The sequence below is a fragment of the Streptomyces sp. NBC_01334 genome, from assembly GCF_035983595.1.
In the GTDB taxonomy this organism is placed as follows: Bacteria; Actinomycetota; Actinomycetes; order Streptomycetales; family Streptomycetaceae; genus Streptomyces; species Streptomyces coriariae.
This window is the reverse complement of record NZ_CP130718.1, coordinates 1,686,126-1,701,660: the sequence shown is the minus strand read 5'-3', so window position 1 is coordinate 1,701,660 and position 15,535 is coordinate 1,686,126. Positions and strand designations below refer to the sequence as shown.

At 73.2% G+C, this 15,535-nt stretch carries 13 protein-coding genes and 1 riboswitch; of the genes, 11 read left to right on the top strand and 2 right to left on the bottom strand.

The genetic code is table 11. From position 1 onward, the window contains the following. Positions 1-20: 20 nt before the first annotated feature. Positions 21-204: riboswitch (cobalamin riboswitch) on the bottom strand. A gap of 212 nt (positions 205-416) precedes the next feature. From OG736_RS07680 to OG736_RS07670, 3 genes are all read left to right on the top strand, one after another. Then, positions 417-2,549: a SpoIIE family protein phosphatase gene (locus tag OG736_RS07680; protein WP_327181779.1), complete on the top strand. Its 2,133-nt coding sequence runs from the start codon at positions 417-419 to the stop codon at positions 2,547-2,549. A 431-nt stretch (positions 2,550-2,980) separates the two neighbouring features. Beyond that, complete coding sequence (locus tag OG736_RS07675) at positions 2,981-4,201, top strand: cation:proton antiporter (RefSeq protein WP_327181778.1); 1,221 nt, start codon at positions 2,981-2,983, stop codon at positions 4,199-4,201. 111 nt (positions 4,202-4,312) lie between these two features. Continuing rightward, complete coding sequence (locus OG736_RS07670) at positions 4,313-5,374, top strand: PucR family transcriptional regulator (protein ID WP_327181777.1); 1,062 nt, start codon at positions 4,313-4,315, stop codon at positions 5,372-5,374. A gap of 71 nt (positions 5,375-5,445) precedes the next feature. On the opposite strand, the gene OG736_RS07665 is transcribed toward OG736_RS07670, so the two are convergent. Then, positions 5,446-5,931 (bottom strand): cation:proton antiporter regulatory subunit, encoded by a 486-nt coding sequence (locus OG736_RS07665; protein WP_327181776.1) that lies wholly within the window; start codon positions 5,929-5,931, stop codon positions 5,446-5,448. Positions 5,932-6,111: 180 nt separating this feature from the next. Here OG736_RS07665 and OG736_RS07660 point away from each other — a divergent pair, with 180 nt between their 5' ends. Then, the gene (locus OG736_RS07660) at positions 6,112-6,555 is read left to right on the top strand and encodes a hypothetical protein (RefSeq protein WP_327181775.1); all 444 of its coding nucleotides are present in this window, start codon (positions 6,112-6,114) and stop codon (positions 6,553-6,555) included. A 259-nt stretch (positions 6,556-6,814) separates the two neighbouring features. After that, positions 6,815-8,539, top strand: coding sequence for a VanW family protein (locus tag OG736_RS07655; protein ID WP_327181774.1), 1,725 nt, complete (start codon positions 6,815-6,817; stop codon positions 8,537-8,539). An 87-nt stretch (positions 8,540-8,626) separates the two neighbouring features. Here OG736_RS07655 and OG736_RS07650 read toward each other — a convergent pair whose 3' ends face one another. Next, positions 8,627-9,286 carry a DUF6629 family protein gene (locus OG736_RS07650; protein ID WP_327181773.1) on the bottom strand — a complete coding sequence of 220 codons (660 nt, stop codon included), beginning with the start codon at positions 9,284-9,286 and terminating at the stop codon, positions 8,627-8,629. Between the two features lie 184 nt (positions 9,287-9,470). On the opposite strand from OG736_RS07650, the gene OG736_RS07645 reads away from it, so the two are divergent. The 6 genes from OG736_RS07645 to OG736_RS07620 all read left to right on the top strand — a co-directional run bounded on the left by OG736_RS07645 (position 9,471) and on the right by OG736_RS07620 (position 15,517). Next, positions 9,471-9,827: an STAS domain-containing protein gene (locus OG736_RS07645; protein WP_327181772.1), complete on the top strand. Its 357-nt coding sequence runs from the start codon at positions 9,471-9,473 to the stop codon at positions 9,825-9,827. Beyond that, positions 9,824-10,753, top strand: a complete 930-nt coding sequence (locus OG736_RS07640; protein ID WP_327181771.1) for an anti-sigma factor RsbA family regulatory protein — start codon at positions 9,824-9,826, stop codon at positions 10,751-10,753. The genes OG736_RS07645 and OG736_RS07640 overlap by 4 nt, the downstream gene beginning before the upstream one ends. Positions 10,754-10,930: 177 nt before the next feature. Continuing rightward, positions 10,931-12,649 (top strand): FAD-dependent oxidoreductase, encoded by a 1,719-nt coding sequence (locus tag OG736_RS07635; protein ID WP_327181770.1) that lies wholly within the window; start codon positions 10,931-10,933, stop codon positions 12,647-12,649. A gap of 134 nt (positions 12,650-12,783) precedes the next feature. After that, positions 12,784-13,362, top strand: a complete 579-nt coding sequence (locus OG736_RS07630; RefSeq protein ID WP_327181769.1) for a hypothetical protein — start codon at positions 12,784-12,786, stop codon at positions 13,360-13,362. 116 nt (positions 13,363-13,478) lie between these two features. Then, complete coding sequence (locus tag OG736_RS07625) at positions 13,479-14,225, top strand: class F sortase (RefSeq protein ID WP_327181768.1); 747 nt, start codon at positions 13,479-13,481, stop codon at positions 14,223-14,225. Between the two features lie 137 nt (positions 14,226-14,362). Continuing rightward, positions 14,363-15,517, top strand: coding sequence for a SchA/CurD-like domain-containing protein (locus tag OG736_RS07620; protein WP_327181767.1), 1,155 nt, complete (start codon positions 14,363-14,365; stop codon positions 15,515-15,517). Positions 15,518-15,535 lie beyond the last annotated feature (18 nt).

Sequence of the window (15,535 nt, the reverse complement as noted above, 5' to 3'; positions counted from 1 at the left end):
ACCCTCTCCAGCACCTCGTGGATGGTTGACGTGCCTTGGCCGGTCTCCTGGCTCACGGGTACCACCGCCCGTGCTCCGCCTTCCCGGGTCCCGAGGACCCAGTGGCTGCCCGCAAGGGCCGGAGCCGGACTTCCCGATCACAGTGGCGAGGGCCGCACCGGCATCACACCGGATTTCCCGTTCACCAAGGCGTGGTGACAGTAGTGCCCACACAGAGGCGCTGACAAGCGGCGATGCGGGGCGCGAAGACGGCGGACGACGGCTCACCCCGGCGCACGGCCGCCGTCCGCGGACCCGACGAAATGCCGGGTCCGCACGGTCGGCGTAGGGTCCGCCCTAGGGGTGTCGGCCCTCGGCGCCCCGAGGCCTGCGCGTCGTTCAGCGAGCGCCCCCTGCGCTGCGGGGAAGGTGAGAGTGTGCCGGATGCTGCCGCTGCCGGGTCGGGTGGGGGCCGCGGTCCGGAGTCGCTGGACAAGGTCCTGGCCGAGGCCGCGCGGGAGACCGGCGCCTCCGTGACCGCCGTGTACCTGCCGGCGGCCGGCGAACCGGTGCTGCGGCTCGCCGTGCTGGGCGGGCTCCCCTGGGAGATCTCCATGCCCTGGGCGCGAGTGGCGCTGACGGCCGCGTCCCCGGTGTCCGACGCCGTGCGGGAACGACGCCTGGTGTGGATCGGCGGCGCGGAGGAGATGGCGCGCCGCTATCCGCGTCTGTCGCTCGTCGTGCCGTACCGCTTCTCGCTGGCCGCCGCCCCGATCACCACCGGCGACGAGGTCTGGGGCGGGTTGGTGCTCCAGTGGCCCGCCTCGCACCCGGCCCAGCTGAGCGTGCGCGAACGGGAGGCCATGACCGGCCTCTGCCTCCGGCTGGGCCGGTTCCTGCGACGGGCCGCCGCCGACGGACACCCCGTGCGGGTCGGCGGGGTGCCACGGGTGCTGCCGCCGCTCCGGGCCCGGCCGGTCGCAACGGCCCAGGCGCGGTCCGCCGTCGACTTCGCCGAGCGTTTCCCCGGCGGCTGCTGCTCGCTGGACGTGGACGGCCGCATCACCTTCGCCACCACCACGGCCGCCCGGCTGCTCGGCTCCGCCGTCCCCGACCTGCTCGGCACCAAGCCCTGGGAGGCGCTGCCCTGGCTCGACGACCCGATCGCCGAGGACAGCTACCGGGCGGCCCTGATCAGCCGCGAACCGACCTCCTTCACCGCCATGCGGCCGCCGGACCGGTGGCTGTCCTTCCGGCTGCACCCGGACGCCTCCGGCATCAGCGTGTACATCGCCCCCACCCACTCGGCGCACGCCCACGCCCCGCTCACCGACCCGCCGCGGCCGCATCCGGCGGCCGCCACCGCGCCCGGCCGGGCCGCCACCCTCTACCACCTGATGCACCTGGCCGCCACGCTCACCGAGGCCGTCGGGGTCCGGGACGTGGTCGACCAGGTCGCCGAACAGCTTCCGTCCGCCTTCGGCGCCGGGGCCCTCGCCCTGATGACGGCGGAGGACGGCCGGCTGCGGATCATCGGCTACCGCGGCTACTCCGCCGACCTCATGCAGCGTTTCGACGCCGTTCCGCTCACCTCCGACACCCCCGCCGTGCACACCCTGACCACGGGCGTCCCCGGCTTCTTCGCCACCTTCGCCGACCTCAGGCGCGCGTATCCCCCCGCGGTCGTCCAGGACGGCATGGCCGCCTGGGCCTTCCTGCCGCTGATCACCTCCGGACGTCCCGTCGGCTCCCTGGTGCTCGCCTACGACCGGCCCCACCCCTTCCTTCCGGAGGAGCGGGCCGTCCTCACCTCCACCGCCGGGCTGATCGCGCAGGCGCTGGACCGGGCTCGTCTCTACGACACCCAGCACCAGCTCGTCCACAACCTCCAGGCCGTTCTGCTGCCCCACACCCTGCCCCGGGTCCCCGGCCTGGACGTGGCGGCCCGCTACCTCCCCGCCACCCGCGGCATGGACATCGGCGGCGACTTCTACGACCTCATCCGCCTCGACACCACCACGGCCGCCGCCACCATCGGCGACGTCCAGGGGCACAACGTCAACGCGGCGGCGCTCATGGGACAGGTCCGCACCGCCGTCCACGCCAACGCCGGCGCGCCCCCCGACGAGGTCCTCGCCCGCACCAACCGTCTGCTCACCGACCTCGACCCCGGCCTGTTCACCAGCTGCCTCTACGTCCACCTCGACCTGACCGCGCACCGCGCGTGCCTGGCCAGCGCCGGCCACCCGCCCCCGCTGCTGCGCCACCCCGACGGCCGCATCGAGGTCCTCCAGGTGCCGCCCGGGCTCCTGCTGGGCATCGAGCCGGACGCCCCGTACGAGTCCGTCGAGATCCCGCTGCCTCCCGGTTCGGTGCTGGCCCTCTACACCGACGGCATGGTCGAAGCCCCGGGCATCGACATCGACGACGCCGTGAACGCCCTCGCCCGCGAACTCGGCCGCACCGGGCCCGGCACCATGAACGTCCTCGCCGACGCCCTCGTCCGGCACGCCCGCCGCTCGACCCCGCGCAGCGACGACATTGCTCTCCTCCTCATTAACCCCATCTGACCTGTATTTCTATGATTTTCACCTTTTGGTGTGCGCTAGGATCCTTTACCAAGTGCTTACACTCCGCTGAGCGCCGGTCCGCCCGGCCGTGGAGCAACGGGCCGGCGGTCGCCGCCGACGTGATGGGGGGCGTGACATGGGTCGAGTCGTCCACGTGCGCGTCGACAACGCCGCTCGCGACGGCGTTCCCGATACCGGCGCTGCCGCCCTGAGCCACCACCCCGTGCGCTGACGCCTTCTTCGCCCCGCGCGGTGGAGACAGGCGGACCCACGGTCGGTACCGCCTCACCCGCGACGCGGCCCGCCGCTCACGGCGGCAACCCACGCCCTTCTCCGGCTCCCTGACGAAGCGACGAGCCACTTCGGGACACCCGCACGCCCGTACGGCACAGACGCCACCACCGACTTCGACCGACGGAGGTCAGACGCCCGTGCACGACACCACCGCCCTGCTCATCGAACTCGGGGCGATCATCCTCGTCCTGGGCCTGCTGGGACGCCTCGCCGGACGCGTGGGCTTCTCACCCATACCCCTCTACCTGCTGGCCGGGCTCGCCTTCGGCCACGGCGGCGTCCTGCCCCTGGAGGCCAGCGAGGAGTTCGTCGCCACCGGCGCCGAGATCGGCGTCATCCTCCTGCTTCTCCTGCTCGGTCTGGAGTACAGCGCCTCCGAACTCGTCACCAGCCTGAAGACCCAATACCCCTCAGGCGCGCTCGACTTCGCGCTCAACGCCGCCCCCGGCGCCGCGACGGCCCTGCTGCTCGGCTGGGGCCCGGTCGCCGCCGTCGCCCTCGCCGGAGTCACCTGGATCTCCTCCTCCGGCGTCATCGCCAAGGTCCTCGGCGACCTGCGTCGGCTCGGCAACCGCGAGACCCCGGTCGTCCTCGGCATCCTGGTCCTGGAAGACCTCTCCATGGCGCTCTACCTGCCCATCCTCACCGCCCTGCTCGCCGGGGTGAGCCTCGCGGGCGGAGCCGTCACCCTCCTGATCGCCCTGGGGGCCGTCGGGGCCGTCCTGTACGTGGCGCTGCGCCACGGCCGTCTCATCAGCCGCGCGGTCTCCTCCGACAGCGCCGAGATGCTCCTGCTGGTCGTCCTCGGCCTCACCCTTCTCGTCGCGGGCCTCGCCCAGCAGCTCCAGGTCTCCGCGGCCGTGGGCGCCTTCCTCGTAGGCATCGCGCTGTCCGGCGAGGTCGCCGAGGGCGCCAGCAGTCTCCTCACCCCGCTGCGGGACCTGTTCGCCGCGGTGTTCTTCGTCTTCTTCGGCCTGCACACCGACCCCGCGGACATCCCGCCCGTCCTCCTCCCCGCCCTGGCGCTGGCCGCCGTCACCGCCCTGACGAAGATCGCCACCGGCTACTGGGCGGCCGGGCGGGCCGGGATCTCCGCCCAGGGACGGTGGCGGGCGGGCGGCACCCTGGTCGCGCGCGGCGAGTTCTCCATCGTCATCGCCGGACTCGCCGTCGGTGTCGAACCGCGCATCGGCCCGCTGGCCACCGCGTACGTGCTGATCCTGGTCGTTCTCGGGCCGCTCGCCGCCCGCTGGACCGAACCCCTCGCCCGCCGCCTCGCCCCGGGGCGCCCCCGGAGCGCGCCGCCCGGCCCGGTCACGCCGACGGAGTCCGCCGAAGCCGTCCACGCGAGCCGCTGAGTCCGGTGGGCGGACGCCACGCCGGACGCACCCCGGAGCGTCCCACCGCCGTACCGCTCGGTGGGAACATGTGTCCGATGTCCGACAGCGCTTGATCCGAACGGGGAGACCATGACCGGCCCGCACTCGTCCGAGCTGTTCCTCGACGGATTCGACCGGATCCTGGCGGACGCCGCGCTCACGGGCCGTCGGCTGACCCGGGACGAGATCGAGTCCCGCCGGGTGCTCGGCGCGCGGGCGGCCGAGGCCGGCCGCGGCTGGCGCGGTCTCGTCCGCGCGCACCTCACGGCCGGCCGGGAGGGCCGTCCAAGAGGCGCCGATCCCGACAGCGTCCTCGCCGTCGTCGAACAGGCCGTGGACGCCTTCGCCGACGGCTACGAGCGCGCGCAGCGGCTGGTGGTCCGCAAGGAGGAGGCGGCCCGCCGCGAGTTCATCGACGACCTGCTCCACGGGCGTGGGCCCTCGGGCGAACTCGCCGCGCGCTCCGAACGGTTCGGGCTACGGCTGTCCCGCGCCCACGCGGTCGCGGTGGCCGAGGGCCCGGAGAAGTACGACGAGACCGACCCCGTTCCCCGGCAGGTGGCGGACGAGCTGTTCGGCCGCTTCGAGAACCGCCGCATCCTGTTCACCACCAAGGACGGCCGGATGGTGTGCATCGCCCCAGCCGACCAGGACGAGGTCCTCACCCACTTCGCCCGGCACGCCCGCGCCACCACGGGCCGGGCCCAGGTGGCCATCGGACGGTCCAGGCCGGGCCCGGTCGGCATCGGGCACAGCTACGAAGAGGCCCTCAACGCCCTGGACGTGGCCCAGCGCATGGGCCTCGACGAGCCGTTGCTGCGCGCCTCCGACCTGCTGGTCTTCCCCGTCCTGGCCCGGGACCGGCAGGCACTGGTGGACCTGGTGCAGGGCGCTCTGGGGCCGCTGGAACGAGCGCGCGGCGGGGCGCAGCCCCTGCTCGACACCCTGATCGCGTACTTCGACACCGGCTGTGTGGCCGCCGCCACGGCCCGGCGGCTCTCGCTCAGCGTGCGCGCCCTCACCTACCGTCTGGCCCGCATCCACACCCTGACCGGCACCGACCCGACCGACCCCGCCCACCGCTACACCTTGCAGACCGCGGTCATCGGCGCCCGACTGCTCGACTGCTCGACTGGCCGACCAGGCCCCTGACGTCCTCCGAGGCCTCTTTCTAGAGATGCGGCACTCACCGGGGGAGCGGCGCCGGCGCCTCCCTCCCGGCCTCACTCCCGGGCGAGGATCGCCGCGGCAGCCTCCACGCCCTCCCTCGTGCCGATGAGGATCAGCGTGTCCCCGCCGGTCAGCCGGAAGTCCGGCTTCGGTGAGGGGATGGCCTCGGCGCGGCGCAGCACCGCCACGATCGACACCCCGGTCCCGGTGCGCATCCGGGTCTCGCCGAGCAGCCGCCCGTTCCAGTGCGACGTCCCCGGCAGCTCGACGCGCTCCGCCACCAGCCCCAGCTCGGTGGTGGACAGCAGGCTGGGGCTGTGGTGGTCCGGCAGCATCGCGTCGACGAGGGCCGCCGCCTCGCCCGAGGTCAGCCGCACCGACAGGGCGCAGGCGTCCGGATCGTCCTCGTGGTACGCGCTCAACGTGCGAGCCCCGTCGCGGTGCGCGACCACCGAGAGACGGCGTCGCTCGCGTGTGGTCAGGTCGTAGCGGACGCCGATTCCCGGCAACGGCGTACTGCTCAGGCGTGGAGCCCCCACGGCCGCCCCCTGTCTGGTCGGAGCGTTCCTTCGAACACCTGTCGATGCCACCCTAGCCAGCACAGGGAACGGGGCGACGGGAGTGTGCCCGGCGACCGGGTGGGAGAATGCGCGTCGAGGTCCACGCTGCCGTGGCGGCCGGCGTTCCGGGGGCATGGGGGCCGGAAGGAAGCGTGCAGCATGATCGAGTGGGTGTCCCTCAGGGCCGGCGCCCGGCCCGTGCCCCAGCCCGTCGCCACCCCGGTGGTGTGGGCCACGGCCTTCGGTGGCGCGCTGGTCCTGGTGGCCGTGCACAACACGCTGGTGGGCTCGGACCGCCCCGGATTCGCCCTGGCCGCGCTGTCCCTCCTGGCGGCCCTGCTGGGGCTCTGCGCCCGCTTCACCGCGGCCCCGGGTACGGCCGTCCTGTGCTGGCTGACCCTCAACGGTTTCGCCATCCCGCCCGTAGGCACGCTCACCTGGGCCGGCCACCGTGACACCTTCTGGCTCACCTGCCTGTGCGCCGCGACTCTCGTCGGCACCGTGCTCGCCCGGATCATCCAGGCCCGAGCCGCCTACCGCCGGATCGCGGCAGAGGTGGCCACCCCGTCGACCGACCCGGACGGCGGATCCCTCGGCGCCTGACCGTCCCGGGGGCCGGGGGCGAAAGGCCTGGCGACCCGACGGCCTGACGACCGGACGGCCTGATCCGGACGGGCGATGCGATCCGGAACGGACGAAGTGATCCGGAACATACGTGTTCTGGGACATATGATCTCATCGCGCATTCTGGGTAGCTTGGGGTGCTTGCCCGTGCTTGCTTCCCCCCGTGGTCGCCGCTGTCCCGTGTGCGGTGTCGCGCAGCGGGGCGGGACCACCCGCCGATCGTCCGTCCAGGAGACCCATGCGCCCCCGAATAGCCTCCGTGCCGCCCCTCGCCCTGGCGGGCGGTGCGCTGACCGTCGGCGTCGGCGCGCTGTACCTGACCGGGCTGCTGCTCACGGGCGGTGAGATCGAGCCGGGCACGACGGTGCGGGGCGTGGACATCGGCGGCCTCAGCCGTGCGGAGGCCGTCCGCAAACTGGACGAGCACCTGACGGCGGCCGGCTCGCGGGAGCTGGCCGTACGGGTCGGGGACCGCGGCGGGACCGTCGACCCGCGGCAGGCCGGACTCGCCTTCGACGCCGAGCGCACGGTCGACCGGGTGGCCCGCGTCGGCTCCGATCCGGTCGGCCTCGTCGGCGGGCTCTTCGGCTCGGGGGGCGACGAGGAGCCGGTCGTACGCCTCGACGAGAACAAGGCCCGCACCGCTCTGGGGAAGCTGGCGAAGACCCTCGACCAGAAGGTCCGCGAGGGCGCTGTCGGTTTCGCCGACGGCCGGGTCGAGCAGGTCGCCCCGCACCCCGGCTACGCACTGGACGTGGACGCCGCCGTCGGCACCCTGCGGACCTCCTTCCTGCGCGGCGAGGCGGGCGCGGTCACGGCGCTGCCCGCCCGCGAGACACAGTCGAAGGTCACGGCGGACGAGGTGCGGCGCGCGGTGCGCGAGTTCGCGCGGCCGGCCATGTCGGCGCCCGTCACCCTCACCACGGGCGGCAAGCGGTTCACCATCGGGCAGAAGGTGCTGGGCGAGCATCTGACGATGCGGCCCGACGGCGCCGGACGGCTGGTACCGAAGCTGGACGACGAGGGACTGCGCGCGGCCCCTTCGGTGGCCCGCCCGCTGGCCGGGATCACCACCACCGCCGCGAACGCCGCCCTGCGGCTGGACGGCGACCGGGTCGTGGTGGCCGACGACGCCCGGACCGGCGTCCAGATCACCGACAAGGCGCTGGGCAAGGCCGTGCTGCCGCTGCTCACCCGGTCCGGCGGAGCGGCCCGCACCGGGGAAGTGGTCGCACGACGCACGCAGCCGCAGCTGACCCGGGACAGCGCCGCACGGCTGGGGCTGACGGAGAAGATCTCCTCCTTCACCGTCCACTTCGAACCGGCCGCGTACCGCACGAAGAACATCGGGCGGGCCGCACAGCGCATCAACGGTTCCCTCGTCATGCCGGGCAAGACCTGGAGTTTCAACCGGACCGTGGGGCAGCGCACCGAGGCCAACGGCTTCGGCGAGGGCATCATGATCCTCGACGGCGGGTTCACCAAGGCGCCCGGCGGCGGTGTCTCGACCATGGCCACGACCATGTTCAACGCGATGTTCTTCGCCGGGGTCAAGCCCGTGGAGTACGGCGCCCACTCCTTCTACATCGAGCGCTATCCGGAGGGCCGCGAGGCGACGGTCGCCTGGGGCAGCCTCGATCTGAAGTTCGCCAACGACTCCGGCCACGCCCTCTACGTCCGGGCCGAGGCCACCGACACCTCGGTGACCGTCACCTTCCTCGGCACCAGGAAGTACGACGAGATCAAGTCGGTCACCGGCCCTCGCACCCACGTGCAGCAGCCGGAGCGCAAGGTGAGCACGGACGAGAAGTGCGTGCCGCAGACCCCGCTCGAGGGCTTCGACGTCACCGTCGATCGGGTCTTCTACAACGACGGCCGGGAGGTGCGGCGGGAGCCGTTCCGCACCCACTACACCCCGCGGGACGAGATCACCTGCGAAGCCCCCGCCGAGGACCCGCAGTAGGCGGCTCCCACGATCGACACGTCGTCGAGAGTCGACCCGCCCGGCGGGGAGACCTCGACGCATGAGGTCCGGCGGCCGTGCGTCCGCTCACCGGGTGGCGCCGGAACTCCGCGTCCGGTCCGGGGGCAGCTGTGCGGAGTCCGGTCGGCGGCGCACCCAGTCGAACAGCAGTACCGACCACACCGCAGCGAACGCGCACCAGGTCGAGACGAACTCCAGCCGCCACAGCGCGAAGCAGGCCGCGGCGCCCACGCCGGCCAGCGCTCCCAGGACCAGCAGCCGCCGGTCGCCGGACAGCAGCAGAGAGCCGACGGTGGCCAGGAGATATCCCGCGACGAGCACGGCCGGGTGCGAGAGGTGGACCGAGTACCCGACCGTGTGGCCGCGGATCTCGGCCGTCACCGGCCCGGTGGCGACAGCGGCCGCGAGCCCCGCGGTGGTCGCGACGCCGAGCGCCAGGAGGAACGTCAGCCGGCGCCGGGCGGCCGGCGGGGCGGCGCACCGCACGGCCGCCGGCACCCACACCGCCAGCAGCGGCAGCGCGATCACGGCCCAGACGACGGCGGCGGGCCCGCTGCCCCCGCCCGAGTCCCAGACCACCGCCTCCACGATCTGATGAGCCCCGAGCAGCAGCGGCAGCGCGGCAAGGGGAAGATCCCGGCGGTCGCGCACTCGCGTCACGCAGGCCACCCCGACGGTCGCCACACCGGCGCCCGCCACCAGATCGGCCGTCGCACTCCAACACATCACGTCACCATGGGTTCGACCGTCGTCCGCAGCCGCCTCCTCGTGCGGTGCGGGCCAGGCTACGTCCCGCTCCGGAAGATCCCCGGTCGCCGGGCCGACGCCGCTGCTCGGGGAGCGCACCGACGGTGCAAGGGGCCGCGTTACGCTGGTGCCGGTGAGCGGCAGACAGCGAAGGAGGCCGCGGGTGGTGGACGTCTCGCAGGGAGACGGCGGACTCGGCCCGGTGCACGGCGCGGCCGTGCTGGAGGTGGGCCCGTTGTCCGGTCGGCCCGGTATCCGGGCCCGGGGCGAGATCAGCGAGATCACTCGCTCGCCCTGGGAAGAGGCGTTGGCGGGCCTGGCCCGGCAGCACGCCGATGTGTCCTACGTGGAGCTGTCCGAAGTGGCGTTCGTCGACGTGGCGGGGGTCGCGGCGCTCGCCGTCACGGCACTGGGCCTGTCCGGAGGCCGCGTGGTGGTCGAGCATCCGCCACCGCAGGTGCCGCGCGTACTGAGCCTGTTCTGGCCGGGCCTCGGCAGGATCGAGGTGGCGCCGCGATGAACACGGTGGCGACCCACGAGGCGTTCGAGCACCCCGCGCTGTTCTACCGCACCGAACAGGAGTACGTGGACCGGACGGTGTCCTTCGTGCAGGAGGGCCTGGACCTCGGCGAACCGGTGGCGGTGGCGGTGCCGGGACCCAACCTGGAGCTGATCAGGGCCGGACTGGGCGCGGACGCCCGGGCCGTTCGTCTGCTGGACATGACGGTGGCGGGCCGCAACCCGGGCCGGATCATTCCCGGAGTGCTACGCGCGTTCGCCGACTCCCATCAGCGGGGGCGGGTACGGATCATCGGCGAGCCGATCTGGGCGGGCCGCACCGCGGACGAGTACCCGGCCTGCGCGCAGCACGAGGCACTGATCAACGCGGCCTTCGAGGGCCGTCCGGTGACCATCCTCTGCCCGTACGACGAGGCACGCCTGGACGAGGAGGTCCTGGCCGACGCGAGGATCACCCACCCGACGATCGTGACCCGCGACCAGGAGGGCGTCAGCGACGCCTACGACTGGCGTTCCGTCGTGGCCCGCTACAACGAGGTGCTGGTGCCCGCGCCGGACGCCGCCGTGTTCTCGTTCGGCGCCGACGAGCTGTACGCGGCGCGCGCCTTCGCGGTCGAGGAGGCCGAACGGCTGGGACTCACCGGGCAGCGGCTGGACGACACCGAGTTGGCGGTGGCGGAACTGACCACCAACAGCGTGGTGCACGGCGCCGGACGGGGAACGCTCGCCGTCTGGGCCCGTGCGGGACAGGTCGTGTGCGAGGTCCGGGACGCGGGCCGGCTGTCCGATCCGCTCGCCGGCCGCAGACCGCCCGCGCGCGGTCAGATCGGCGGCCGCGGGCTGATGCTGGTCCACTACGTGGCCGACCTGGTCCGTGTGCACACCTCCGACGAGGGCACGACCGTCCGCTTCTACCTCGGCAGCTGAGAGCCCGTCCGGGACCCGGGCCGGGAGTCCGTCCGACACCCCGGCCGATCAGAACCCGTTCCCCGTACACCCGAAGGTGTGCGGGGTCCGACGGTTCACGAGGCGCCGGACGGGCCCGTCCGGCGCCGCGACGCAGGCGGGTGAAGCCTGAGCCACCGTCACCTCCACGGGGCATGCATGAGGATCTCCGCCGTATCCGGCCGGGTCGGCGGAATCGACGCGCTGGAGGCGAGAGTGACGAAAGAACGAGCCGAAGAGACCGGCCCCCACACCATCAGGGTCCCGGTCCTCATCGTCGGCGGCTCCCTGGTCGGCCTGGCGACCTCGTTGTTCCTGGGACGGCTGGGTGTACCGCACGTACTGGTGGAGCGCCACGCGGGCACCTCCATCCATCCCCGCGGCCGCGGCAACAACGTCCGCACGATGGAGCTGTTCCGTGTCGCGGGTGTCGAGCAGGCGATCCAGGAGGCCGCCGCCACCCTGGCCGACAACCACGGCATCCTGCAGACGCCCACCCTGGTCGGCGACGCGGGCGAGTGGCTGTTCCGGGACATCGACCCGGGCGGCGGCCTGGCCCGCTTCAGCCCCAGCGCCTGGTGCCTGTGCAGCCAGAACGACCTCGAGCCGGTCCTGCTCGACCACGCCAGACGGCACGGCGGCGACCTGCGCTTCCACACCGAGATGATGTCGTTCGACAGCGACGCCACCGGCGTCACCGCGGTGGTCAAGAGCCGTGAGACGGGCGAGCACACCACCATCCGCGCGGACTACCTCGTCGCCGCCGACGGCCCCCGCAGCCCGGTCCGCGAGCAGCTCGGCATCGGTCAGAGCGGGCCCGGCGACCTGTTCCACAACGTCAGCCTCACCTTCCGCTCCCGCCGCCTCGCCGACGTCGTGGGCGACCGCCACTTCATCGTCTGCTACCTGACGAGCCCGGAGGCCGACGGCGCCCTGCTGCCGGTGGACAACCGGGAGAACTGGGTCTTCCACGCCCCCTGGCACCCCGAACACGGCGAAACCCTCGAGGAGTTCACCGACGAGCGCTGTGCCGAGCACATCCGCCGGGCGGTCGGGGTCGCCGACCTCGACGTGGAGATCACCGGCAAGGCGCCCTGGCACGCCGCCCAGCGGGTCGCCCGCAGCTACCGGTCGGGACGGGTGTTCCTGGCCGGCGACTCGGCCCACGAGATGTCCCCCACCGGGGCCTTCGGCTCCAACACCGGTATCCAGGACGCGCACAACCTCGCCTGGAAGCTGGCCGCGGTCGTCGACGGGTGGGCGGGGGAGGCGCTGCTGGACACCTACGACGCCGAGCGCCGGCCCGTCGCCGAGGCCACCAGCGCCCGGGCCGCCGCCCGGTCGGCCGAGCACAGCCACCCCGGGTTCGCCGCGCCGCCCGCGGCCGGCGGCGGCGGTCCCCAGCGAGGCATCCTCAACGTGGCCCTCGGCTACCGCTACCCGCAGGGTGCCGTCGTCGGCGCCGACCCCGCGGTCCCGGTCGTGCCGGAGAGCCTCGACCTGACCGGCGCACCCGGCAGCAGGGCACCTCACCTGTGGGTCCGCCGCGGGAACGAGCGCATCTCGACCCTCGACCTCTACGAGCGGACGCCGGTCCTGCTCAGCGACGCCGCTGAGCCGAGCGGATGGCACGAGGCCGCCACCCGCCTCGCCGAGGAGCTGGTCCTCCCGCTCAGGTCGTACCGGGTGGGCACGGGAGCCGACGCGGACCTGGTGCCGGAGGGCGACGCCGACTGGGCGGAGCGCCACGGCACGGCACGCGGGGGCGCCGTACTCGTGCGGCCCGACGGGTTCGTCGTATGGCGGTCGCCGGGTCCGGACGCGGACGCCGAGGCGACGCTGCGCCAGGTCCTGAAGACCGGGCTGGGGCTCGCCTGACCCCGCGGGCTTCACCCGTGTGAACGCCCCGAGTGGTGCCGCGGCGACGGGCGGCTGACGGTGGATCACGTCCCGTTCGGGTCACCCGAGCTGACGAGATGTCGGCTGCCCGGTCGTGACGGAAGGACCATCAGATGCGTTCTGCTCGCATGATCCTGGCCACCGCGGCGGCTTCGGCCGCCCTCGCCATCGGCGCCCCCGGCGCCTACGCCGCCGGTGACACGGACCACGACGACTCGTCCTACAGCAAGGAGGACAGCTCCTCGTACAGCAAGGAGCACGACAAGGAGGACAGCTCCTCGTACAGCAAGGAGGAGGACTCCTCGTACAGCAAGGAGGAGCACGGCAAGGAGGAGCACGGCAAGGAGGAGCACGGCAAGGAGGAGCACGGCAAGGAGCACGGCAAGGAGGAGCACGACTCCCCGCACGGCGGCATCCACACCGGTGGCGGCGCGCTCGCCTCGGTGAGCGACAGCGGCGCGGCGAAGGACCCCAAGCACGACCCCGAGACGTACAAGGACAAGGGGAACGGCGGCAAGGAAGAGTCCGGCGGCTGGAGCAAGGAGCACGACAAGCCCAGCGGCGGCGTGCACACCGGCGGCGGCGCCCTCGCCACCCCCTCGGCGACCGCGGCCGGACTCGGCGTCCTCGCCGTCGCCGGCACCGGCCTCTACGCCCTGCGCCGCAAGAAGACGGCCGGAAGCGTGGCCTGACCCATGCCGGACGCGATAGCGAGGCCGCGGCCGCCACCGGTACCCCCGTGTGGCGGCCCGGCTCGCTCCCCGTGCCCCGTCCGCCCCGCTGCCGTGCCCGAATGAGGTGGTCCCCGATGGCAGTTCCCCCTTCCTCCTCCCCTTCTCCCTCCGACCCCGCCAAACCCTCCGGCACCGAGCCGGCGCTCACCGAAGAGGGAACTTCCCGCGCCGGCGTGATGATGGTCTGCGCCGCGGTCGCGGTGCTCCTGGCGCTGAACCTGTTCGGCGGCGGCAACGACACGTCCACCGGCGCCGCAAGCCCGCCGCACGCCCCGCCCGCCGCCGGTTCGGTCCCCGCCGCCCGCGCTCCGGACGCGCCGGCCCCGGCCCCGGGCAAAGCGGCCACCGAGGGCCCGCAGGGCAAGCATCTGCCGCGCTCCCGGCCCGTGCGGCTGCTCATCCCGAAGATCGCGGTCGACGCCCCCTTCGTCGACCTCGCCATCGGCCCCACCGGGCAGCTGGAGCCGCCTCCCGCGAACGACGTCAACCTCGTCGGCTGGCACGCCAAGGGAGCCTCGCCCGGCGAGACGGGCACCGCGATCATCGCCGGGCACGTCGACACCAAGACCTCCCCGGCCGTCTTCGCGGGGCTCAACGGGCTGGCGAAGGGCGACAGCTTCCAGGTCCTGCGGGCCGACGGCGCCAAGGCGTCCTTCCGGGTCGACAGCGTGGAGACCTTCGACAAGGCCGACTTCCCCAGCGAACGGGTGTACGGCGACACCCCCGAGGCGCAGGTGCGGCTCATCACCTGTGCGGGGGCCTACGACCGGCGGGTCAAGGACTACACCGACAACCTGGTCGTCTTCGCTCATCTCGTCTGACGGCCGGCCGCCCAGTCACCCACGTAGTTCATCCGAGTCGCGCGCTTGCGGGGACGGGCACAGGATCGAGGAACGCTGACGTCGCATCACCGCGGCCGACGTTCACTTATCCCCTCCGCGAAGGAGATGTGCGCAGGATGACCACCACCTCCGAACGTGTTGCAGGTTCGCGGGCGCGACAGGCGTCACAACGTGTCTCCCAGTCCGTGTTCGACGGTTCCCGGCTCCGCGTCGTCCTTCTGGTCGACGTCTACGACGGGGCCCAGCAGCAGTTCCTCGAGGCGTACGAGCAGCTCTGCAACCAGGTCGCGTCCGTCCCCGGGCACGTCAGCGACCAGCTGTGCCAGTCCATCGAGAACCCCTCGCAGTGGCTCATCACCAGCGAGTGGGAGAGCGCCCCGCCGTTCCTCGCCTGGGTCAACAGCGAGGAGCACGTGGCGATGGTGGAGCCGCTGCACAGCTGTGTGCGCGACACCCGCTCGCTGCGCTTCCACGTCGTCCGCGAGACGGGTGGCCCGGCGGCGGCCGCCGACCAGGCGAAGCGCCGGCTCCAGACGTCGCCCAGGATCGGTGACGGCGTGATCCGGCACGCGCTCACCTTCACCGTCAAGCCGGGCAGCGAGGAGATCGTCGCCAAGATCCTCGCCGACTACGCCTCACCCGAGCCGCAGGTCGACGACACCACCCGGCTGTGCCGCACCTCGCTGTTCATGCACGGCAACCGCGTGGTGCGGGCCATCGAGGTGCGGGGCGACCTGCTCTCCGCGCTGCGTCACGTCTCCCGGCAGCCCGAGGTGCGGGCCGTCGAGGAGGCCATCAACCCCCATCTGGAGCAGGACCGGGACCTCAACGACCCCGAGTCCGCCCGGGTCTTCTTCACCCGCGCCGCCCTGCCGGCCGTCCATCACGTGACGGCGGAGGAGCGGCAGAACCCGCAGGCCGAGCGGTACGCCCTGTACTACCCGGCCCGGCCCGACCGCGGCATGAAGCTCGCCGAGCTGCTCGCCCGGCAGGACGAGGCGGCGGCGGACGACCCGCGCAGCCCGGTCCTGCGCAGCACGATCTTCCAGCGCGACGACGTCGTCGTACGCCTGATCGACGTGCGCGGCGGACTCGAGGCCGCCGACCCGGTACAGGCCCTCGGTCTGTCCGACCCCGGACAGGTGGCCGAACTGACGACGCTCCAGGACGACGCCGCCGGCGCGTCCGCGTCGAACGCCGGCCGTCTCGCGCGCTTCCTCGAACTGGCGCGCATGGATCTCGTCACCGACCGCCGGTCGCCCGACGCCTGATTCGTCATCACGTGGCAG